Annotated in this window: 21 protein-coding genes; 7 read left to right on the top strand and 14 right to left on the bottom strand. The window is 60.3% G+C overall.

The genetic code is table 11. From position 1 onward, the window contains the following. The first annotated feature begins 71 nt into the window (after positions 1 to 71). Entirely contained in the window at positions 72 to 1,328 is a 1,257-nt protein-coding gene (locus C9422_RS13515; RefSeq protein ID WP_116580980.1) for an aspartate aminotransferase family protein, read from the top strand. 163 nt (positions 1,329 to 1,491) lie between these two features. On the opposite strand, the gene trxB is transcribed toward C9422_RS13515, so the two are convergent. After that, positions 1,492 to 2,448: a thioredoxin-disulfide reductase gene (trxB, locus tag C9422_RS13510; RefSeq protein ID WP_007970300.1), complete on the bottom strand. Its 957-nt coding sequence runs from the start codon at positions 2,446 to 2,448 to the stop codon at positions 1,492 to 1,494. A 315-nt stretch (positions 2,449 to 2,763) separates the two neighbouring features. On the opposite strand from trxB, the gene cysZ reads away from it, so the two are divergent. Continuing rightward, complete coding sequence (gene cysZ / locus C9422_RS13500; protein ID WP_116580979.1) at positions 2,764 to 3,519, top strand: sulfate transporter CysZ; 756 nt, start codon at positions 2,764 to 2,766, stop codon at positions 3,517 to 3,519. 215 nt (positions 3,520 to 3,734) lie between these two features. Here the strand turns inward: cysZ and C9422_RS32025 are convergent, their stop codons facing one another. Next, complete coding sequence (locus C9422_RS32025; RefSeq protein WP_133249015.1) at positions 3,735 to 4,532, bottom strand: hypothetical protein; 798 nt, start codon at positions 4,530 to 4,532, stop codon at positions 3,735 to 3,737. Between the two features lie 31 nt (positions 4,533 to 4,563). On the opposite strand from C9422_RS32025, the gene C9422_RS13490 reads away from it, so the two are divergent. After that, positions 4,564 to 5,763 carry a glycosyltransferase family 1 protein gene (locus tag C9422_RS13490; RefSeq protein WP_116580977.1) on the top strand — a complete coding sequence of 400 codons (1,200 nt, stop codon included), beginning with the start codon at positions 4,564 to 4,566 and terminating at the stop codon, positions 5,761 to 5,763. 119 nt (positions 5,764 to 5,882) lie between these two features. Here the strand turns inward: C9422_RS13490 and C9422_RS13485 are convergent, their stop codons facing one another. From C9422_RS13485 to C9422_RS13475, 3 genes are all read right to left on the bottom strand, one after another. Then, a complete protein-coding gene (locus tag C9422_RS13485) occupies positions 5,883 to 6,986 on the bottom strand; it encodes an NADH:flavin oxidoreductase (protein WP_007970295.1) in 1,104 nt (367 codons plus the stop codon). A 188-nt stretch (positions 6,987 to 7,174) separates the two neighbouring features. Further along, positions 7,175 to 7,657, bottom strand: coding sequence for a glutathione peroxidase (locus tag C9422_RS13480; RefSeq protein ID WP_008046206.1), 483 nt, complete (start codon positions 7,655 to 7,657; stop codon positions 7,175 to 7,177). Positions 7,658 to 7,779: 122 nt separating this feature from the next. Then, positions 7,780 to 8,265 carry a peptidylprolyl isomerase gene (locus C9422_RS13475; RefSeq protein WP_007942189.1) on the bottom strand — a complete coding sequence of 162 codons (486 nt, stop codon included), beginning with the start codon at positions 8,263 to 8,265 and terminating at the stop codon, positions 7,780 to 7,782. Here C9422_RS13475 and C9422_RS13470 point away from each other — a divergent pair. The 3 genes from C9422_RS13470 (at position 8,234) to C9422_RS13460 (ending at position 11,624) form a co-directional block, all read left to right on the top strand. Next, complete coding sequence (locus C9422_RS13470) at positions 8,234 to 8,560, top strand: DUF3565 domain-containing protein (protein WP_033047364.1); 327 nt, start codon at positions 8,234 to 8,236, stop codon at positions 8,558 to 8,560. The two genes, C9422_RS13475 and C9422_RS13470, sit on opposite strands and share 32 nt — an antisense overlap. Before the next feature lie 61 nt (positions 8,561 to 8,621). Beyond that, entirely contained in the window at positions 8,622 to 10,721 is a 2,100-nt protein-coding gene (pta, locus tag C9422_RS13465) for a phosphate acetyltransferase (protein WP_007970292.1), read from the top strand. Next, positions 10,722 to 11,624, top strand: a complete 903-nt coding sequence (locus C9422_RS13460; RefSeq protein WP_116580976.1) for an acyltransferase — start codon at positions 10,722 to 10,724, stop codon at positions 11,622 to 11,624. 154 nt (positions 11,625 to 11,778) lie between these two features. Here the strand turns inward: C9422_RS13460 and cysN are convergent, their stop codons facing one another. The 4 genes from cysN to C9422_RS13435 all read right to left on the bottom strand — a co-directional run bounded on the left by cysN (position 11,779) and on the right by C9422_RS13435 (position 16,111). Continuing rightward, complete coding sequence (gene cysN / locus C9422_RS13455) at positions 11,779 to 13,677, bottom strand: sulfate adenylyltransferase subunit CysN (RefSeq protein WP_007970287.1); 1,899 nt, start codon at positions 13,675 to 13,677, stop codon at positions 11,779 to 11,781. Between the two features lie 53 nt (positions 13,678 to 13,730). Continuing rightward, positions 13,731 to 14,072 (bottom strand): four helix bundle protein, encoded by a 342-nt coding sequence (locus C9422_RS13450; protein ID WP_116580975.1) that lies wholly within the window; start codon positions 14,070 to 14,072, stop codon positions 13,731 to 13,733. Between the two features lie 104 nt (positions 14,073 to 14,176). Then, on the bottom strand, positions 14,177 to 15,094 hold the full coding sequence (gene cysD / locus C9422_RS13445; protein WP_116580974.1) for a sulfate adenylyltransferase subunit CysD: 918 nt from the start codon (positions 15,092 to 15,094) through the stop codon (positions 14,177 to 14,179). A gap of 258 nt (positions 15,095 to 15,352) precedes the next feature. Further along, positions 15,353 to 16,111, bottom strand: a complete 759-nt coding sequence (locus C9422_RS13435; protein ID WP_116580973.1) for a Nif3-like dinuclear metal center hexameric protein — start codon at positions 16,109 to 16,111, stop codon at positions 15,353 to 15,355. 103 nt (positions 16,112 to 16,214) lie between these two features. Here C9422_RS13435 and algW point away from each other — a divergent pair, with 103 nt between their 5' ends. Further along, positions 16,215 to 17,375: a Do family serine endopeptidase AlgW gene (gene algW, locus C9422_RS13430; protein WP_007970284.1), complete on the top strand. Its 1,161-nt coding sequence runs from the start codon at positions 16,215 to 16,217 to the stop codon at positions 17,373 to 17,375. 121 nt (positions 17,376 to 17,496) lie between these two features. Here algW and hisC read toward each other — a convergent pair whose 3' ends face one another. The 5 genes from hisC to C9422_RS13400 all read right to left on the bottom strand — a co-directional run bounded on the left by hisC (position 17,497) and on the right by C9422_RS13400 (position 22,293). Beyond that, positions 17,497 to 18,549, bottom strand: coding sequence for a histidinol-phosphate transaminase (gene hisC / locus C9422_RS13420; protein WP_116580972.1), 1,053 nt, complete (start codon positions 18,547 to 18,549; stop codon positions 17,497 to 17,499). Positions 18,550 to 18,551: 2 nt separating this feature from the next. Beyond that, positions 18,552 to 19,877 (bottom strand): histidinol dehydrogenase, encoded by a 1,326-nt coding sequence (gene hisD, locus C9422_RS13415; RefSeq protein WP_104450951.1) that lies wholly within the window; start codon positions 19,875 to 19,877, stop codon positions 18,552 to 18,554. Between the two features lie 125 nt (positions 19,878 to 20,002). Further along, entirely contained in the window at positions 20,003 to 20,638 is a 636-nt protein-coding gene (hisG, locus tag C9422_RS13410; protein WP_007970278.1) for an ATP phosphoribosyltransferase, read from the bottom strand. A 127-nt stretch (positions 20,639 to 20,765) separates the two neighbouring features. Beyond that, the gene (gene murA, locus C9422_RS13405) at positions 20,766 to 22,031 is read right to left on the bottom strand and encodes a UDP-N-acetylglucosamine 1-carboxyvinyltransferase (protein ID WP_007970276.1); all 1,266 of its coding nucleotides are present in this window, start codon (positions 22,029 to 22,031) and stop codon (positions 20,766 to 20,768) included. 22 nt (positions 22,032 to 22,053) lie between these two features. Next, positions 22,054 to 22,293, bottom strand: a complete 240-nt coding sequence (locus C9422_RS13400; RefSeq protein WP_015093504.1) for a BolA family protein — start codon at positions 22,291 to 22,293, stop codon at positions 22,054 to 22,056. Between the last annotated feature and the right edge of the window lie 61 nt (positions 22,294 to 22,354).

Genomic DNA, 22,354 nt, shown 5'->3' with positions numbered 1-22,354 from the left:
TTTCGTTTGCCCCGCAGCACCGCTCCCGGCTTAGATAAAAAGAAGTCCTCCTTCTTCCGAGCCGGTCATTCATGCGCAGCGAAACCATCAGCCAGTCGATCAACATCGTTCACCCTGTCACGCTCAGCCACGGCAAAAACGCCGAGGTCTGGGACACCGATGGCAAACGCTACATCGACTTTGTCGGCGGCATCGGCGTGTTGAACCTCGGCCATTGCCATCCGCGCATCGTCGAGGCCATTCGCGAACAAGCCACGCGGCTGACCCACTATGCATTCAACGCAGCGCCCCATGTGCCTTACCTCGAACTGATGGATCGCCTCAGTGCGTTCATGCCCGTGGGTTACCCGGTCAGCGGCATGCTCACCAACAGCGGCGCGGAAGCGGCGGAAAACGCCCTGAAGATCGTCCGTGGCGCCACCGGCCGCAGCGCGGTCATCGCCTTCGACGGGGCTTTCCACGGCCGCACGCTGGCCACCCTCAACCTCAATGGCAAAGTGGCGCCCTACAAACAGAAAATCGGCGTGCTGCCGGGCCCGGTGTATCACCTGCCCTTCCCCAGCCAGGACAACGGCGTCACCTGCGCCGAAGCCCTCAAAGCCATGGAGCGCCTGTTCAGCGTCGAGATCGATGTCGAAGACGTCGCCTGCTTTATCGTTGAACCGGTGCAGGGCGAAGCGGGCTTCCTGGCCATGGACGTCGAGTTCGCCCAGGCGCTGCGCAAGTTCTGCGACGACAAGGGCATTGTGCTGATCGCCGATGAAATCCAGTCCGGCTTCGGCCGTACCGGCCAGCGCTTCGCGTTCTCGCGGCTGGGCATCGAACCGGACCTGATCCTGCTCGGCAAAAGCATCGCCGGCGGTGTGCCGTTGGGGGCGGTGGTCGGGCGCAAATCACTGCTGGATAACCTGCCGAAGGGCGGACTGGGTGGCACTTATTCCGGCAATCCCATCGCCTGCGCCGCCACACTGGCGACCCTCGATGAAATGACCGATGCCAACCTGCACGCCTGGGGCACACAACAGGAAGAAGCGATTGTCGGCCGCTACGAAACCTGGCGTTTGAACAACCTGACGCCGTATCTGGGCCGACTGACCGGTGTAGGTGCGATGCGCGGCATCGAGTTGATCAACGCCGATGGCTCGCCTGCGCCGGCTCAATTGACCCAACTGCTGGCGCTGGCGCGGGATGCGGGCCTGCTGCTGATGCCCAGCGGCAAATCGCGGCACATCATTCGCTTGCTGGCGCCATTGACCATCGAGGCTGCGGTGCTGGAAGAAGGGCTGGATATTCTTGAAGCCTGCCTGGCAAAACTGACTCAAGCATAAAGCCCCTGTAGGAGCTGCCGCAGGCTGCGATCTTTTGATTTTGATTTTTACAAACAAGATCAAAAGATCGCAGCCTGCGGCAGCTCCTACAGGGTTGGGTGCATTTGTCTTCACAATAAAAAAACCGGCCGAAGCCGGTTTTTTCATTTCGACGAAAGCAGAATCAAGCGTTCTGCAGATTGTCGAGGTAACGCTCGGCATCCAGTGCCGCCATGCAACCGGCTCCAGCCGAAGTGATGGCCTGACGGTACACGTGGTCGGCCACGTCACCGGCGGCGAAGATGCCTTCGAGGTTGGTGGCGGTGGCGTTGCCGTCACGGCCACCCTGCACGACCAGGTAACCGTCTTTCAACGTCAGCTGGCCTTCGAACAGCGAAGTGTTCGGGGTATGGCCGATGGCGATGAACACACCGTCGACTTTCACTTCGTCGAAGCTGCCGTCGTTGTTCTTCAGGCGGGCACCGGTCACGCCCATGTTGTCGCCCAGCACTTCATCCAGGGTCGCGTTCAGCTTCAGCTCGATCTTGCCTTCGGCAACACGGGCGTTCAGCTTGTCGATCAGGATCTTCTCGGCGCGGAAAGTTTCGCGACGGTGGATCAGGGTGACTTTGCTGGCGATGTTGGCCAGGTACAGGGCTTCTTCGACAGCGGTGTTGCCGCCACCGACCACAGCAACCGGCTTGTTGCGATAGAAGAAACCGTCGCAGGTTGCGCAGGCGGAGACGCCTTTGCCCATGAACGCTTCTTCCGATGGCAGGCCCAGGTAACGGGCGCTGGCGCCGGTGGCGATGATCAGGGCGTCGCAGGTGTAAGTCGCACTGTCACCGGTCAGGGTGTATGGCTTGGCAGCGAAGTCCACGGCATTGATGTGATCGAAAACGATCTCGGTTTCAAAGCGCTCGGCGTGCTCGCGCATCCGCTCCATCAGCGCCGGGCCGGTCAGGCCGTGGACGTCGCCCGGCCAGTTGTCGACTTCGGTAGTGGTGGTCAATTGACCGCCGGCCTGCATGCCGGTGATCAGCAGCGGCTTGAGGTTGGCACGGGCGGCATAGACCGCAGCGCTGTAACCGGCAGGGCCGGAACCGAGAATAATCACTCGCGAATGACGGACTTCAGACATGACCTGCTCCTGTTGACCGGCCCGGAACACCTGGCGCGGAACGCCGGATTGCCGGCTGGAATAAAAAAGAACGGTTGAAAGCACTTGGGGAAGGCTTGAACCCGACCGTCCTGTAAAAAGATTGGGTGCAGCGTATCGAGGGGGCGAAGATTAAGGAAATACGGTTTAACAATCCAGCTCATAGGTGGTCTCTATGCAATCTGCCCGACGATATCGACGTCTTTGTTACAGTGAATGTCGATACCGCCACCGCGCTTTCGCCTGTGAAGCAAAGCCGGTAAGGTCGGCGCGTTTTCCCTCTGCCCGGAGCACCTTATGCCCGCCCCTGTTCTGTCCGGCCCGCAATACTTGCGCGAAGGCCTCAAGCTGGTGCTGAGCCCCAGCCTGCGTTTGTTTGTATTGTTGCCGCTGGCGATCAACCTGGTGCTGTTCGTCGGATTGATCTACCTGGCCGGCCATCAATTCAGCCTGTGGGTCGACACACTGATGCCGTCCCTGCCCGACTGGCTGAGTTTTCTCAGCTACATCCTCTGGCCGCTCTTCGTGGTGCTCGTCGTGCTGATGGTGTTCTTCACCTTCACCCTGCTCGCCAACGTCATTGCCGCGCCATTCAACGGCTTCCTCGCGGAGAAAGTCGAAGTGGTGGTGCGCGGCACCGATGATTTTCCGGCCTTCAGCTGGGGCGAACTGATTGCGATGATCCCGCGCACCCTGGCTCGGGAAATGCGCAAGCTCGGCTATTTCCTGCCGCGGGCGATCGGGCTGTTCATCCTCTCGTTCATCCCGGTGGTGAACATCATCGCCGCACCGCTGTGGCTGTTGTTCGGGGTGTGGATGATGGCGATCCAGTACATCGACTACCCGGCGGACAACCACAAGCTGGGCTGGAACGAGATGCTTGGCTGGCTGCGCGAGAAGCGCTGGCAGAGCATGAGTTTTGGCGGGATTGTTTATCTGGTGTTGCTGATTCCGGTGGTCAACATCCTGATGATGCCGGCGGCAGTGGCCGGGGCTACGCTGTTCTGGGTGCGTGAGCGGGGTGCCGAGGCGCGGGGGATTCCTGCCCGATGACAGACGTCATGCAGGCAGCAAACTGGCAGAACCAGTTGAAGACCCTTTATCAGCGGACCTGATTCTCCCAGAGACGTTTGGCAAAAAACCTGCGGTAAGGACGCTTGATCCTTGCCGCAGATTCCTCAGGAGGGGCCGTACTCCGTCACCTTCGAATTTGACCGCCTGCAGCGGGGAGATGAAAACAGTTTCGCGAATTGCCCTCTCCGACTCGATTACTCAACGTGAAACACAATCATCCCGCTAGGCGAAGACATGCCGTTCACAAACGCCACCGCTTTGACGCCCTTGAGACCGCGGTCCCACGAACGGTTGTAACGCCAAAGACCAGGCATTAATTTTGTGGCCTCGCCCAGGATACTACCGTCATAGTTCTGTATCTGAACAGCGCTCGCTGCAGGGTCACAGCCCACGACAATTGGCACAGGGCCTTGCCGATATCGGCTATCGTCCATGGGTGCCGCAATCAATGGCGCATCGCTATTTACGGACACAGTGAACCTTCGCTCTACGCTTGGATAGGAGGGCTCTCCATTCACAATCTGTCCAGTCCTGACGGACCACTGACCCACGACCCACTTATGGAGGTATCGCCACTTTGTGCCTTCAACGATAGCCTCGGCCCAGATGGTGTTATCCGGATTCAAAATGTGAACCTTGGCACCTTGTAAACAGTCCCCCGCCAACATCACGTATCCAGGGGCATGTTGACTGTTTTGTGGGGGGTAAAGAGTCGTTGGCGGATTCAACGCGACTGCGTCAGTTCCTTCTGCCACCTCTGACGAAAGTTGTAATTGATATGGATTTTTTGTCTGGTCGATCATGATATTAGTGCTCCAGTTCGCGGCGGAATTGCCGGTAAGCGGAACCTTTTTAGCGCTGCGACAGCGTGCAAACAACCTCTCAAAACTGACAGCCCAGGCGAACGGCGCGCTGTTTCCTGAATCGGATTCTGCGTAACCGGCCTCGGTTTCAACTGCCCAGGCTTGATGAACACAAGTTTGCATCGTCACAAATCCATCATCCCGACGTCACACTGACGACATGGCCCCAGCCGACACTGGGGTCATGACAACAGCTCTGCATATCACCCTGATCACCGAAACCTTTCCTCCGGAAATCAACGGCGTGGCCAACACCCTGGGTCGCTTGTGCGACGGTTTGCGCGCGCGCGGGCATCAGGTGGAACTGGTGCGACCACGCCAGGGCTGCGACCAGCAGTTGGGCAGCGACGATGAATTGCTTCTGTGCCGCGGCTGGCCGCTACCGGGCTATCCTGGTCTGCAATGGGGTCAGTCGTCGATGCACAAGCTGCTGCGGCGCTGGACGCGTCACCGTCCGGACGTGCTCTACATTGCCACCGAGGGTCCGTTGGGCCTGTCGGCCTTGCGTGCGGCACGGCGTCTGGGGATTTCCGTGGTCAGCGGCTTCCACACCAATTTCCAGCAGTACTCCAACCAGTACGGCCTTGGTTTGCTCACGCGCCTGCTGACTCACTACCTGCGCTGGTTCCACAACCGCTCGACCATGACCCTGGTGCCCAGCGTCAGTCAGCGCATGGAGCTGGAACGACGGCATTTCGAACGACTGGCGTTGCTCTCCCGAGGGGTCGACAGTGAGTTGTTCCACCCGGCCAAACGATTAAGTGCCCTGCGTGAGCAATGGGGACTGACCGAGGAAGACATCGCCGTCATTCACGTCGGACGCCTGGCCCCGGAAAAGAATCTTGGCTTGCTCAAACGCACCTTCAATACCCTCAAGGCGAGTTATCCCCGGCGTACCCTGAAACTGATCGTGGTCGGCGACGGGCCGCAGCGCCAGGAACTGCAAAACGAAATGCCCGACGCGATTTTCTGCGGCACCCAGCGGGGTGAAGCCCTGGCGTGTCACTACGCATCGGGCGATGTGTTTCTGTTTCCTAGCCTAACCGAAACCTTCGGCAATGTGGTGCTTGAAGCACTGGCCTCGGGGCTCGGCGTGGTGGCCTACGATCAGGCAGCGGCCGCCCAGCATATTCGCCATGGCTACAACGGTGTGTTGGCGATGCCGGGGGATGAAGAAGCGTTCTGCGATGCAGCGGCATGGCTGCTGGAGGACGGGGAAGCCTTGCGCAATGTGCGGCTCAATGCGCGCCAGCATGCCAGTCGCCAGGGTTGGGCGACGATAATCGAGCAGTTCGAGGGACAGTTGCGGGGGGCTTGTGCCGGGGAGATGGTGGTGCCGAATGCACCGATTGTTCCCTGATTTTGTAGTGCTCTTTAGTCAGCCATCGCGAGCAAGCTCGCTCCCACAGGGGGTTTGTGTACGACACAGAACCAATGTGGGAGCGAGCTTGCTCGCGATGAGGCCTTCCCGGTCGCCGCTTAAACCAGCGTCATCAACGCTTCACGGCTGAACGGCAGGATGTCTTCCTCACGACCGTCGCGCACTTTCTGTGCCCAGTCCGGGTCCACCAGCAATGCACGACCGACCGCCACCAGGTCGAACTCGTCGTTGTTCAGGCGCTCCAGCAGTTTTTCCAGGCTGGCCGGTTGTGCCACTTTGTCGGTGTTGACCATGAACTGCAGGAACTCGCCATCCAGGCCGACGCTGCCCACTGTAATGGTCGGCTTGCCGGTGAGTTGGCGGGTCCAGCCAGCCAGGTTCAGCTCGGAACCGTCGAACTCCGGCTCCCAGAAGCGGCGGGTCGAGCAGTGGAAAATATCCACGCCGGCATCGGCCAACGGCTTGAGGAACTCGCCCAGGGCCTCCGGGGTTTGCACTAGACGCGCGGTGTAATCCTGCTGCTTCCACTGGGAGAAGCGGAAGATGATCGGGAAACCTTCACCGACCGCGGCACGCACGGCCTGAATCAATTCAATGGCGAAGCGCGAACGGTTGGCCAGGCTGCCGCCGTATTCGTCGGTACGCTGGTTGCTGCCCTCCCAGAAGAACTGGTCGACCAGGTAACCGTGGGCGCCGTGGATTTCCACGCCGTCCATGCCGATGCTCTGGGCATCCTTGGCAGCCTGGGCGAACGCGGCGATCACATCCTGGATATCCTGTTGGGTCATGCCGTGCACAACGACCTGGCCGTCCTTGATTTTTTCCGACGGGCCATAGCCCGGTACGCTGGCGTCCGGTTCGGTGCCGATACGGCGTACGCTGCCCACATGCCACAACTGCGGAACGATCTTGCCGCCTTCGGCGTGAACGGCGTCGACGACTTTCTTCCAGCCGGCCAGCGCCGCTTCACCATAGAAGTGCGGAACGTTCGGGTAGCCGTTGGAAGCCTTGTGACCGACGGTGGTGCCTTCGGTGATGATCAGGCCAACGCCTGCTGCGGCGCGACGACGGTAGTATTCGATCACTTTGGAATTCGGCACGCCGCCCGGAGAAAAGGAGCGGGTCATCGGCGCCATGACGACACGGGTCGGCAATTCGAGGGTGCCGAGGTGGAACGGTTTGAACAGGGCTTTTACGGGCATGGGACGCTCCACGGAAGAATGACTTTATGACGGTGATAATATGGAGAGCCCAACGCATTGAACAGCATTATTGATTTCGGTGATTAACAGTCAAAAGACAGAAAGCAAAAGATCGCAGCCTTCGGCAGCTCCTACACCGGATCGTAGGAGCTGCCGAAGGCTGCGATCTTTTGATCTTGATCTATGGCTTAACTCAGCGCTTTTTCAATCGCATGAACAATGGTCGGATCATCCGGCGCCGTACGTGGCGAGAACCGCGCCAGTACCCGGCCATCCTTGCCCAGCAGGAACTTCTCGAAGTTCCAGGTGATATCGCCGGGGAATTCCGCGCCCTCGCCCGCCAGCAAGCGGTACAACTGATGACGGTCATGCCCGTTGACTTCCAGCTTGCTGGACAACGGGAAGGTCACACCATAGTTGAGGCTGCAGAAATCCTTGATCTCCTGCTCAGTCCCCGGTTCCTGCCCGGCAAACTGGTTGCACGGCAGGCCCAACACGCTGAAGCCTTTGCCCTTGTATTGTTGGTAGAGGTTTTCCAGCGCCGCGTATTGCGGGGTCAGGCCGCATTTGGAGGCGACGTTGACCACCAATACGACTTGGCCTTTGAAAGGCGCCAGAGGTAGCTCCTGTCCATCCAGGGCTGTCAATTTAAGGTCGTGAAAAGCACTCATGGCGTACTCCAGATTCCCGTGTTCTTCTCGAAACAGCCACTTGGCGGTGTCGTCAGGGACAGCCGCAGACTAAAAAGGCGCCCTCGGGGCGCCTCTCCAGTTATCTGAGCTTAGCGCAGAAATCAGTGATGATGGCCACCTTCGCCATGGACGTGGCCATGAGCGATTTCTTCCTGGCTGGCGTCACGGATGGCAACGATCTTGACCTGGAAATTCAGGCGCTGACCGGCCAACGGGTGGTTGCCGTCAACGGTGACATCGTCGCCGTCCAGATCACGGATGGTCACGATCTGCATCTGGCCGTCCGGAGCGGAAGCGTGGAACTGCATGCCCACTTCCAGCTCGTCGACGCCTTCGAACATGCTGCGGCTCAGGGTGCTGACCAGTTCGGCCGCGTATTCGCCGTAAGCGTCTTCAGGTTCAACGGCTACGGTCAGCTCGTCGCCGACAGCCTTGCCTTCCAGAGCCTTTTCCAGACCCGGGATGATGTTGCCTGCGCCTTGCAGGTAGACCAGCGGCGCGCCGCCGGCGGAGCTGTCGATGACCTCACCAGCGTCGTTGGTCAGGGTATAGTCGATGGAGACAGCCTTATTGGCGGCGATCAGCATGGGGCGAAACCTTTTGTATAGGAATATAGAAAGGCCCAGTTTAGCGAAGCAATCGACCGAAAGCGAACACAACCCGGACAAACGGGATTCGACGGTCACAGGCTTCCATCAGGACGAGGACGGCCACTGGGTGGCCGAGCTTTCCTGCGGCCACACCCAACACCTGCGGCACCAGCCGCCATGGCAATCCCGCGCCTGGGTCATGGACCCTGTGTTGCGCCAGGAAAAAATAGGCCAGCCCTTTGATTGCGGTTGGTGCGCACAAGGCACGGTTAGCGATAACCTTGGCGACTGAATTTCGGTAATCGACCAGCCATAGGTCGTGACCATTGCCATGCACCTTCCAGAGAATCCGCATGCAAACTTTTTTTATCGCGCCCACCGATTTTGGTGTGGGTCTGACCTCCATCAGCCTCGGGCTGGTGCGTACCCTTGAGCGCGCCGGGCTCAAGGTCGGCTTTTTCAAACCGATTGCCCAGCCGCATCCGGGCGACACGGGCCCGGAACGTTCCACCGAACTGGTGGCGCGTACCCACGGCTTGAAACCGCCTCAGCCACTGGGCCTGGCCCATGTCGAGCGCATGCTCGGCGACGGCCAGCTCGATGAGTTGCTCGAAGAAATCATCACCCTGTATCAGCAGGCGGCCATCGGCAAGGACGTGCTGATCGTCGAAGGCATGGTGCCGACCCGCAGCGCCAGCTACGCCGCGCGGGTCAACCTGCACCTGGCGAAGAGCCTCGACGCCGAGGTGATCCTGGTCTCGGCACCGGAAAACGAAGTGCTGACCGAACTCTCCGGTCGCGTCGAGTTGCAGGCGCAATTGTTCGGCGGCCCGAAAGATCCGAAAGTCCTCGGCGTGATCCTCAACAAGGTCAAGACCGAGGAAAGCATGGAGGCCTTCGCCACGCGCCTGAAGGAGCATTCGCCGTTGCTGCGCAGTGGTGATTTCCGCTTGCTCGGCTGCATTCCGTTCCAGCCGGAACTGAACGCGCCGCGCACCCGCGACGTCGCCGACCTGATGGGCGCGCAAGTGCTCAACGCCGGTGATTATGAAACCCGGCGCATGACCAAGATCATCATTTGCGCCCGCACCATGCGTAACACCGTGGAGTTGCTCAAGCCCGGCGTGCTGGTGGTGACCCCCGGCGACCGCGACGACATCATCCTCGCCGTCAGCCTCGCGGCCTTGAACGGCGTGCCGCTGGCCGGCCTGCTGCTGACCAGCGACACCCTGCCCGACCCGCGCATCATGGACCTGTGCCGCGGCGCCCTGCAGGCCGGGCTGCCGGTGCTGTCGGTGAGTACCGGCTCCTATGACACCGCCAACCTGCTCAATGGCCTGAACAAGGAAATCCCCATCGACGACCGCGAGCGCGCCGAAATCATCACCGATTTCATCGCTGGCCATCTCGATGCCAACTGGTTGCACCAGCGCTGCGGTACACCGCGCGAGATGCGCCTGTCGCCAGCGGTGTTCCGCTATCAATTGATCCAGCGCGCCCAGGCGGCCAACAAGCGCATCGTGCTGCCCGAAGGCAGCGAGCCGCTGACCGTGCAGGCCGCCGCGATCTGCCAGGCCCGTGGTATCGCTCGCTGCGTATTGCTGGCCAAGCCCGAGGATGTGCAGGCCGTCGCTCGCGCCCAGGGCATCGAGCTGCCGCCTGGCCTGGAAATCATCGATCCGGATTTGATCCGCGAGCGCTACGTCGAGCCGATGGTCGCGCTGCGCAAAAGCAAAAGCCTCAACGCACCAATGGCCGAGCAACAACTGGAAGACACCGTGGTGATCGGCACCATGATGTTAGCCCTGGATGAAGTCGACGGGCTCGTATCGGGCGTGATCAACACCACCGCCAACACCATCCGCCCGGCCCTGCAGCTGATTAAAACCGCGCCCGGCTGCACCCTGGTGTCTTCGGTGTTCTTCATGCTGTTCCCCGAAGAAGTGCTGGTCTACGGCGACTGCGTGATGAACCCGCACCCGAGCGCCAGCGAACTGGCCGAGATCGCCCTGCAAAGCGCCGACTCGGCCGCCGCATTCGGCATCACGCCACGGGTGGCGATGATCAGCTACTCCAGCGGCGAATCGGCCAGCGGCGAGGAAGTCGAAAAGGTCCGCGAGGCCACCCTGCTCGCCCACGAACAACAGCACTCGCTGCTGATCGACGGCCCCTTGCAGTACGATGCCGCGGCCAACGAAAGCGTGGCCCGGCAGCTGGCGCCGAACAGCCAGGTGGCCGGTCGTGCCACGGTGTACGTGTTCCCCGACCTCAACACCGGCAACACCACCCACAAAGCCGTGCAGCGCAGCGCCGACTGCGTCAGCCTCGGGCCGATGCTGCAAGGCCTGCGCAAACCGGTGAATGATTTGCCGCGCGGCGCGCAGGTCGACGACATCGTCTACACCATCGCCCTGACCGCGATTCAAGCCGCCAACCGACCTATGGATGTGTAAATGCTGGACTTCCTACCCGCCCCGTTGCGCGGCGTGATCGCCTCGCTGCTGCTGGCATTGAACACGATTTTGCTCTGCTCGTTCCTGTTCTGCGTGGCGCTCGTCAAGGCATTGCCGTTCGCCCTCACCCAACGCATCGCGGGCTGGCTGATGAGCCATACCCATGAAGCCTGGATCAGCCTCAACAAAGGCTGGATGAACCTGGTGCGCCGCACGCGCTGGCACATCAGCGGCCTGCAAGGCCTCGACTACCGGCACTCGTACCTGATCACCAGCAACCACCAGAGCTGGGTCGACATCCTGGTGCTGCAATACGTGCTCAACCGACGCATTCAACCGTTGAAGTTCTTTCTCAAGCAGGAGCTGATCTGGGTCCCGGTGATTGGTCTGGCCTGGTGGGCGCTGGGCTTTCCGTTCATGAAGCGCTACTCCAAGGCCTATCTGGAGAAGCACCCGGAGAAAAAAGGCAAGGACCTGGAAACCACCCGCAAGACCTGCGCGAAATTTCGCGACAACCCGGTGGGCATCTTCAACTTCGTCGAAGGCACGCGCTTCACCGAGGGCAAGCACAAGCAACAGCAATCCCCCTTCAAGTACCTGCTCAAGCCCAAGGCCGGCGGCATTGCCTTTGTGCTGGATGCGATGGGCGAACAACTGGAGTCCATCGTCAACGTGACCATCCACTACCCGGCCGGGCGCCCTGGTTTCTGGGACTTGTTGTGCGGGAACATTGCGGATGTGGTGGTGCATTTTGAAGAGCTGAAGATTCCGCCGCAGTTCATCGGCAAGAACTACGACCAGGATGGTGAGTATCGATTGCAGTTCCAGGGCTGGATCAATCAGATGTGGCAGGACAAGGATGCGCTGCTTGCGCAGATGCATCGGGAGTTCCCGGGAGCTTAAGATCAAAAGATCGCAGCCTTCGGCAGCTCCTACACAGAGGTGCGCGTTTACCCTGTAGGAGCTGCCGAAGGCTGCGATCCTTTGACAATCTCCAGGCCACAAAAAAACCCGCCGATGATCACTCATCGGCGGGTTTTTCATTTCTGGCTAGCGCTTAAATCGCACCGCGCTCGCGCAGCAGACCCAGCACTTGCTTGACGCCCTCTTCCAGCGACACGGACTGGGTGTCGATCACCAGATCGGCATCCAGCGGCACGTCGTACGGGAAGGACTCACCCGGAATGTTATCCCCGGCCGCCGCGTACAGGCCTTGCGGATCACGCTCGGCACAGACAGTCGGCGAAGCCTGGACGTAGACCGTCAGCAGACGATCCTTGCCGATCAGTTCCCGGGCCTGTTCACGACCTTCGGCGCTCGGTGCAACGAACGCCGCCAGGGTCAGCAGACCGGCTTCGTTGAACTGACGCGCAACGTGTGCGGCACGACGCCAGTTCTCGGTACGCCCGGCGCGATCCTGTGGCAGACCTTTGTTCAGGTCGTGACGCAGGTTCTGGCCATCGAGTACGAACACCGCGCGACCCAGGTCGAACAACTTGCGTTCAACGGCATACGCCAGAGTGCTCTTGCCCGCGCCCGACAAGCCGCTGAACAACACGGTGGCCGGTTGCTGGCCGAAGCGCTGTGCGCGCTCTTCGGTGGCGACGTGGGCTAGTTTGCCGTGGTGGGTACTGGTGCCATGGGCCAAAGGCTGGGCAACGATCATGCCGGCGCCGACGGTGCCATTGGTCAGGCGGTCGATGATGATGAAGGCACCGGTGGTGCGGTTGCTGTCGTAACCGTCGAGGGCAATCGGCGCGTCGAGCGCGATCTTGACCTTGCCGATTTCGTTCAACTGCAACGCGCTGGCCGGACCTTCTTCCAGGGTGTTCACGTCGACCTTGTTGACGATGCTGGCGATGGAGCCCGGCACGTAACTGGTGGCGCGCTTGATGTCGTATTTCTTGCCCGGCAGCATCGGCTCTTCAGCCATCCACACCAGCATGGCTTCGAAGCTGTCGGTCACCGGCGGCACGTTGTCGGCGTGAACCAACAGGTCACCACGGGAGATGTCGATTTCGTCTTCCATGGTCAGCGTGACTGCCTGACCTGGACCTGCGTGTTCCAGCTCACCTTCGAAGGTGACGATGGACTTCACACGGCTGCTCTTACCCGACGGCAGCACCACGACTTCGTCGCCTTTCTTGACGATGCCGCTGGCCAGCGTACCGGCGAAGCCACGGAAGTTCAGGTTCGGACGGTTGACGTACTGCACCGGGAAACGCAGGTCGGTGAAGTTGCGATCGCCCGCTACTTCCACGGTCTCGAGGATTTCCATCAGCGACTGGCCGGTGTACCACGGCGAGCGCTCGGACTTGTTCACCACGTTGTCGCCCTTCAATGCCGACATCGGCACGAAGTGCATGCTGGTGGGCTTCATCTTCAGGCCTTCGGCGAACTGCAGGTAGTCGGCCTTGATCGACTCGAACACGCCTTGGTCGAAGTCCTTGAGGTCCATCTTGTTGATGGCCACGACTATGTGCTTGATGCCCAGCAACGAGGCGATGAAGCTGTGGCGACGGGTCTGGGTCTGCACGCCATAGCGGGCGTCGACCAGGATGATCGCCAGGTCACAGGTGGACGCACCGGTGGCCATGTTGCGGGTGTACTGCTCATGGCCGGGGGTGTCGGCGATGATGAATTTGCGCTTGGCGGTGGAGAAATAGCGGTACGCGACATCGATGGTGATGCCTTGTTCACGCTCGGCCTGCAGGCCGTCTACCAGCAACGCCAGGTCGATGTCTTCGCCGGTGGTGCCGACTTTTTTCGAGTCGCGGGTGATCGCTTCCAGGTGATCTTCGTAGATCATCTTGGAGTCGTGCAGCAGGCGCCCGATCAGGGTGCTCTTGCCGTCGTCGACGTTACCGCAGGTCAGAAAGCGCAGCAGCTCTTTACGTTCGTGCTGGCCCAGGTAGGCGAGGATGTCCTCGCTGATCAAATCAGATTGGTGGCTCATTGCATTCAAGCTCCAAGCTGTAAGCTTCAAGCGGCAAGCTTGTCGGCGTACAGCTAGTCAGAAATTTTGTCGATCAACCCGCACAGCATTTTTGAAAGCTCGCGAGTTTCCATAATCCAATTTTCAGCCAGCGGGTCTGCGATGTAAGCAATGTCTCGACCGATGATGATCTGCGTGCGTAACTCCGCGTTGGAGGCCTTTGCAATCCAGAGAAATCGAACTTTTTCTCTGTTGCTTCGCCGCTCCATGCCTTCAGCAATATTGGAAGGCACCGAAAGTGCGGAGCGGGTAATTTGATCTTTGAAACCAAAATCCCCACATCGCGCAAATTCTCTATAGATTCCCACCGCTAAATACTTGCTACGCTGCCAAACAATCAGCTTCTCGAAATCCATTACGAGTCATCCGATGACGGCTCGCAACAACCGGCTGCAAGCACCAAACTGCAACGTTACGCATACCGCCTTTAACTTGCAGCTTGCCGCTTGTAACTCGAAGCTTAAAAATACCCTTGACGTTTTTTGTCTTCCATCGAGCCTGCGCCATCGTGGTCGATGACACGGCCCTGGCGCTCGGAAGTTCGCGTCAGGAGCATTTCCTGAATGATGTCCGTGAGGCTTTCGGCCTCGGACTCCACCGCGCCCGTCAACGGGTAGCAACCAAGGGTACGGAAACGCACTTTCTTTTTGACGATGCGCGCTTTGTCTTCATCGCTCAGGTGCTCGAGGATGCGCTCGTCGTCGATCATGATCAGCGTACCGTTCTTCTCGATGACTTCACGCTCGGCGGCGAAGTACAGCGGGACGATCGGGATGCCTTCAAGGTAGATGTACTGCCAGATGTCCAGTTCGGTCCAGTTCGACAGCGGGAAGACGCGGATCGACTCGCCCTTGTTGACCTTGCCGTTGTAGACGTTCCACAGCTCGGGACGCTGGTTCTTCGGGTCCCAGCGGTGCTTGCTGTCGCGGAACGAGTACACGCGCTCCTTGGCGCGGGACTTCTCTTCATCGCGACGGGCGCCGCCGAACGCTGCGTCGAAACCATGCTTGTCGAGTGCCTGCTTCAGGCCCTCGGTCTTCATGATGTCGGTGTGCTTGGCGCTGCCGTGGGTGAACGGGTTGATGTTCTGCGCCACGCCGTCCGGGTTGATATGGGTGATCAGGTCGAGGCCCAGCTCGGCGACCATCTTGTCACGGAAGGCGTACATCTCCTGGAATTTCCAGCGAGTGTCGACGTGCATCACCGGAAACGGCAGCTTGCCCGGGAAGAACGCCTTGCGTGCCAGATGCAGCATCACGGCGGAGTCTTTACCGATGGAGTACAGCATCACCGGGTTGTCGAACTCGGCGGCCACCTCGCGGATGATGTGGATGCTTTCCGCCTCCAGCTGTTTCAGATGCGTCAGTTTGTCGACCATGGCTACTCACGAAAGCTTTCTTATGAACGGCCAGCGGGCCGTGTTCGAGCGGGGATCCTAGCACAGCGACCTCTTCTAATCAGGACGCCAACTAGATCGAAAGAGCATATGAATATGCCTGCCCGTTTGGGCTATTGAACGGCGAACACATCCCTGTAGGAGCTGCCGAAGGCTGCGATCTTTTGATTTTGACTTTGATTTTTACAAGCAAGATCAAAAGATCGCAGCCTTCGGCAGCTCCTACACAGGTTGACCAGGTCAAATCGGGTTTGGGCAATCGATGAAGATGTGCTCCAGCGCAAAGCGCCGCGCCAGATAATCCCCCAGCGCCTGAACGCCGTAGCGCTCGGTGGCATGGTGACCGGCGGCGATGAAGCTGATGTCGTTTTCCCGTGCACTGTGGAAGGTCTGCTCGGAAGCTTCGCCGCTGAGGTACAGGTCGACGCCGGCCGAAATGGCCTGATCGATGTATCCCTGGCCGCCACCGGTGCACCAGCCGACGCGGCGGATCATGGCGCTGCCTTCAATCAACAGCGGCTCACGGCCCATGACTTCCTGTACGCGGCGGGCGAAATCCCGGGGCATCATCGGCTCATTCAGCGAACCGACCAGACCGACAATCTTCAGGTTATCCGGGTCCAGCGGACCTTCGACGGTGATGTCGAGCTGCCGCGCCAACTGCACGTTATTGCCGACATCCGGGTGCAGATCCAGAGGCAGGTGATAGGCCAACAGGCTGATATCGTGCTTGAGCAGGGTCTTCAAGCGGCGCTGCTTCATGCCGGTGATGCACGGGTTTTCACCCTTCCAGAAGTAGCCGTGATGCACCAGCACCAGATCGGCATTGGCCTCTACCGCGGCATCCAGCAACGCCTGGCTGGCAGTGACGCCACTGACAATGCGCATCACTTGCGGACGGCCTTCGACCTGCAAGCCATTGGGGCAGTAATCGGCGATTTTGGCGCTGTTGAGGTAACGGTCGGCTTCTTCGACCAGGGTGCTCAGGGCGACGGCCATGAAAGACTCCTAAATATCCCGTTCAGAGGCGCGTGCGGCCTCGTATAATGCGCGTCATTATGAGCGGTCTCTTACCGCCTGCAACTCTCTCAGGAACTGCTTAATGCTCAAGGCGCTGCGTTTTTCCGGCTGGCCGCTGTTGGCCGGCGTGCTTGTCGCTCTTTTGATAATCCAGCGTTACCCGCAGTGGGTCGGGCTCCCGAGCCTCGACGTCAATCTGCAGCAAGCGCCGCAAACCACCAGCATGCAACAGGGCCCGGTGTCTTATGCCGACGCGGTCACCACCGCAGCGCCGTCGGTGGTGAACCTGTACACCACCAAGGTCATCAACAAACCCAATCATCCGTTGTTCGAAGATCCGCAGTTCCGCCGTTTCTTCGGCGATAACTCGCCCAAGCAGAAACGCATGGAGTCGAGCCTCGGTTCCGGCGTGATCATGAGCCCGGAAGGCTACATCCTGACCAACAACCACGTGACCAGCGGCGCCGACCAGATCGTCGTGGCGCTCAAGGACGGTCGCGAAACCCTGGCCCGGGTGATCGGCAGCGACCCGGAGACTGACCTCGCGGTGCTGAAGATCGACCTGAAAAACCTGCCGTCGATCACCGTCGGGCGCTCCGACAACATCCGCATCGGCGACGTGGCGCTGGCCATCGGCAACCCGTTCGGCGTCGGCCAGACCGTGACCATGGGCATCATCAGTGCCACCGGGCGCAATCAACTGGGCCTGAACAACTATGAAGACTTCATCCAGACCGATGCCGCGATCAACCCCGGCAACTCGGGCGGTGCACTGGTAGACGCCATTGGCAACCTGACCGGCATCAACACGGCGATCTTCTCCAAATCCGGTGGCTCCCAGGGCATCGGTTTCGCGATCCCGGTAAAGCTGGCGATGGAAGTCATGAAGTCGATCATCGAGCACGGCCAGGTGATTCGTGGCTGGCTGGGTATCGAAGTGCAGCCGTTGACCCAGGAACTGGCCGAATCCTTCGGTTTGTCCGGGCGTCCGGGCATTGTCGTGGCGGGGATTTTCCGCGATGGTCCGGCACAGAAGGCCGGCCTGCAACTGGGTGACGTGATTCTTGCCATCGATGGCGAACCGGCCGGCGATGGCCGCCGCTCGATGAATCAGGTGGCGCGGATCAAGCCGACCGACAAGGTCACGATCCAGGTGATGCGCAACGGCAAGGAACTCAAGCTGACCGCGGAAATCGGTTTGCGTCCGCCGCCGGCACCGGTCAAAGAGAAAGAAGAAGAGTAAGCGGCATCCAAAACCAATGTGGGAGCGGGCTTGCTCGCGAAAGCGGTGTGTCAGTCGACGCAGAAGTTAACTGACACACCGCTTTCGCGAGCAAGCCCGCTCCCACAGGGTTGGCGGCGTTTCAGAGGTCGCCCAGACCGTCGATCAGCGCCTGGTTCTGCTCTGGCGTGCCGATGGAGATCCGCAGGAACTGGGCAATCCGCTCCTGCTTGAAGTGCCGGACGATTACGCCCTGCTCACGCAACTTCGCCGCCAGCCCCGCCGCATCGTGTTGTGGGTGACGGGCGAAAATGAAGTTCGCCGCTGATGGCAGCACTTCAAATCCCTTGGCCTGCAATTGCCCGACGACCTTCTCGCGATTCTCGATCACCAACCGGCAGGTCTTGTCGAAATACTCGCGATCCTCGAACGCGGCAGCGGCGCCGACATTCGCCATCCGATCCAGCGGATAGGAGTTGAAGCTGTTCTTGATCCGCTCCAGCGCCTCGATCAGGTCCGGATGCCCCACCGCCAGGCCAACCCGCAGACCGGCCAGGGAGCGGGACTTGGACAGGGTCTGGGTCACCAGCAGGTTGGGATAACGATCGACCAGAGTGATTGCCGTCTCGCCGCCGAAATCGATGTAGGCCTCGTCCACCACGACCACCGAATCCGGGCTGGCCTTGAGAATCTGCTCCACCGCTTCCAGCGCCAGCAGGCAGCCGGTCGGTGCGTTCGGGTTGGGGAAGATGATCCCGCCGTTCGGCCTGGCGTAGTCTGCCGGGTTGATCCGGAATTGCTCGTCCAGCGGCACCGCGTCGAAATTGATGCCATACAGTCCGCAGTAGACCGGATAGAAGCTGTAGCTGATGTCCGGGAACAGCAGCGGCTGATCGTGCTGCAGCAAACCGTGGAAGATGTGCGCCAGGACTTCGTCGGAACCGTTGCCGAGGAACACCTGATTGCCCTGCACGCCGTAGTACCTGGCGACCGCATTCTTCAGCAGGTCGCTGTTCGGGTCCGGGTACAGGCGCAGGTTGTCGTTCAGTTCGGTCTGCATCGCGGCCAAGGCCTTGGGCGATGGACCATACGGGTTTTCGTTGGTGTTGAGCTTCACCAGCTTTGCCAGTTTCGGCTGCTCGCCCGGCACGTAAGGCACCAGGTTCTTGACGAACGGGCTCCAGAATTTACTCATGTTCAGTTCCCCTGCTTGTCGTCAACGATGCGATATTCGGCGCTACGCGCGTGCGCGGTCAGCGACTCGCCACGGGCCAGCACGGATGCGGTCTTGCCCAGTTCCGATGCGCCCTGCTCGGAACAGAAGATGATCGACGAGCGTTTCTGGAAATCGTACACGCCCAGCGGCGAAGAGAACCGTGCAGTGCCGGAGGTCGGCAACACGTGGTTCGGGCCTGCGCAGTAGTCGCCCAGGGCTTCGGAGGTGTGACGGCCCATGAAGATCGCGCCGGCGTGGCGGATCTGCGGCAGCCAGGCTTGCGGATCGGCAACGGACAACTCGAGGTGCTCCGGCGCGATGCGGTTGGCCACTTCGATGGCCTGTTCCATGTCGCGAACCTTGATCAGTGCACCACGGCCATTGATCGAGGTTTCGATGATTGCGGCACGCTCCATGGTCGGCATCAACTTGGCGATGCTGGCGGCGACCTTGTCGAGGAACCCGGCATCGGGGCTGACCAGAATGGCCTGGGCGTCTTCGTCGTGCTCGGCCTGGGAGAACAGGTCCATGGCGATCCAGTCCGGATCGGTCTGGCCGTCGCACACCACGAGGATTTCCGAAGGGCCGGCGATCATGTCGATGCCGACCTGGCCAAATACGTGGCGCTTGGCGGTAGCCACATAGATGTTGCCCGGGCCGACGACCTTGTCGACCTTCGGCACGCTTTCGGTACCGTAAGCCAGCGCAGCAACGGCCTGGGCGCCGCCGATGGTGAACACGCGGTCGACACCGGCGATGCAGGCCGCAGCCAATACCAGCTCGTTGATTTCACCACGCGGGGTCGGTACGACCATGACCACTTCGGTCACGCCGGCCACCTTGGCCGGAATCGCGTTCATCAGCACCGACGACGGGTACGACGCCTTGCCGCCCGGCACATACAGACCGGCACGATCCAGCGGCGTGACTTTCTGGCCCAGTACGGTGCCGTCCGCCTCGGTGTAACTCCAGGAGTCCTGCTTCTGCTTCTCGTGGTAGCTGCGCACGCGGGCTGCGGCGACTTCCAGTGCTTCGCGCTGGGCCACGGAAATGCGGGTCAGTGCCAACTCCAGACGCTCGCGCGGCAGGATCAGGTCGGCCATGGACTTCACGTCCAGGCCGTCGAACTGACGGGTGAAGTCCACCAGCGCCGCGTCACCGCGCTCGCGCACGGCCTTGATGATGTCCAGCACCCGCTGATTGACCGAGTCGTCAGACACACTTTCCCAGCTCAGCAGATGATCCAGATGATGCGCGAAATCCGGGTCAGCAGCGTTGAGTCGGCGAATTGCAGTCAGTGCGGTCATAGCGAGAGCCTCATAGGAATGGCAAAAAACTCAGGCGCCCGAAGCTAACATTCGATCCGCTTGGGCACCTGAGAATTCTGGCTATGAGGCGGATAGACGGCGCGACTTAAGGTCGCGCAGGTGAATCAGCCGCGGTGTCGAGACTCCACTGCCTTGCGCAGGGTGTCGATCAACGCCTGGATACGGGCGTGCTGCATTTTCATCGAAGCCTTGTTGACGATCAGGCGGGAGCTGATGGCCGCGATGAAATCCTGTGGCTCCAGGCCGTTGGCCCGCAGCGTGTTACCGGTGTCGACCACGTCGATGATCTTGTCCGCCAGACCGATCAGCGGCGCCAGTTCCATCGAACCGTAAAGCTTGATGATGTCGACCTGACGACCCTGTTCGGCGTAGTAACGCTTGGCAACATTGACGAACTTGGTGGCGATGCGCAGACGGCCCTTGGGCTCGACTGCACCGACTTTACCGGCGGTCATCAGCTTGCACTGGGCAATTTGCAGGTCCAGCGGCTCGTACAGGCCCTGGCCGCCGTATTCCATCAGCACATCTTTACCGGCGACGCCGAGGTCGGCAGCACCATGTTCGACATAGGTCGGCACATCGGTAGCACGCACGATCAGCAGACGGACATCGTCCTGGGTCGTGGGGATGATCAGCTTGCGGCTCTTGTCCGGATTCTCGGTCGGCACGATGCCCGCTTCAGCCAGAAGCGGCAAGGTGTCGTCAAGGATGCGGCCCTTGGACAGTGCGATAGTCAGCATGGGAAACGTCAGCCCTTAATCAGGAATCTTATGCCCGGTCGCAATCGGCGCCGGACACGCGTCGAGCCGGAAACCGGCTCGACCTACAACAATCCAACGGGCACCTCCCTGTGCCCATGCAGCAGTACTAGCCCGGAACGCGACGGATCTTGGCGCCCAGCATCTGCAGTTTTTCCTCGATGCACTCGTAGCCACGGTCTATGTGGTAGATGCGGTCGATCAGGGTGTCGCCCTCGGCAACCAGGGCCGAGATCACCAGGCTGGCCGAAGCACGCAGGTCGGTGGCCATCACTGGCGCGCCCTTGAGCTTCTCGGTGCCGGTGACGATGGCAGTGTTGCCCTCGACCTGGATCTTGGCGCCCATGCGGTGCAGTTCGTAGACGTGCATGAAGCGGTTTTCGAAAATCGTTTCGATCACAGCGCCCGTGCCTTCGGCAATAGCGTTGAGGGAGATGAACTGCGCTTGCATGTCGGTCGGGAACGCCGGGTACGGAGCGGTCCGCACGTTGACGGCTTTCGGACGTTTGCCGTGCATGTTCAGCTCGATCCAGTCTTCGCCGCAGGTGATTTCGGCACCGGACTCACGGAGTTTTTCCAGAACGGCTTCGAGGATGGTCGGATCCGTGTCCTTGACCTTAACGCGACCGCCAGTCACAGCCGCCGCCACCAGATAGGTGCCGGTTTCGATACGGTCGGGCATCACCTTGTAAGTGGTGGTGTGCAGACGCTCGACGCCATCGATGGTGATGGTGTCGGTGCCGGCGCCGGAAACCTTGGCGCCCATGGCGTTGAGGAAGTTCGCCAGGTCGACCACTTCAGGTTCGCGCGCGGCGTTGGCCAGGACACTACGACCCTTGGCCAGTGCAGCGGCCATCATGATGTTTTCGGTACCGGTCACACTGACGGTATCGAAGAAGAAGTGCGCACCGCGCAAGCCGCCCTCTGGCGCCTTGGCCTTGATGTAGCCGCCTTCGACGTCGATGACCGCGCCCATGGCTTCCAGGCCCCGGATGTGCAGGTCAACCGGACGCGAACCGATGGCGCAACCGCCAGGCAGCGCGACTTCGGCTTCGCCGAAACGGGCAACCATCGGGCCCAGCACCAGAATCGACGCACGCATGGTTTTAACCAGTTCGTACGGTGCGACCAGGGTCTTGATGGTGCGCGGGTCGATTTCGACGGCGAGTTTTTCGTCGATCACCGGCTCGATCCCCATGCGACCGAACAGTTCGATCATAGTGGTGATGTCGTGCAGGTGCGGCAGGTTGGCAACGGTCACCGGACCATCGCACAGCAGCGTGGCAGCAAGGATCGGCAGGGCAGAGTTCTTTGCCCCGGAGATGCGGATTTCGCCGTCAAGACGAGCACCGCCAGTAATAATCAATTTATCCATAAGAATCTCGACGCCCTTGGGCTCAGGTGCGCTCGGCCCAGGCCGCGCTGCTGAAAAATTTCATTGTGACCGCATGGATGCTGCCATCGGTGATCCATGGGTTCAAATGGGCATAGATCTGCTGCTGACGCTTCACCGGGCTCATCGCCGCCAGTTCATCGCTAATCACATTCAGCTGGAAATTGCAGCCTTCGCCCTCGACTTCTACCAACGTTCCGGGCAGCTTTCCTTCAAGGAAGCTCTTCACTTCTACGGCCTGCATGCTCAACCTCAATCGGCGCCCTGTGCGCGCGGGTCGGACATCATACAAAAAAGCCCCGCGC

This window comes from Pseudomonas sp. B1(2018) (genome assembly GCF_003097365.1).
Lineage (GTDB): Bacteria > Pseudomonadota > Gammaproteobacteria > Pseudomonadales > Pseudomonadaceae > Aquipseudomonas > Aquipseudomonas laurylsulfatiphila.
This window is presented reverse-complemented; position numbering and strand designations above follow the sequence as displayed.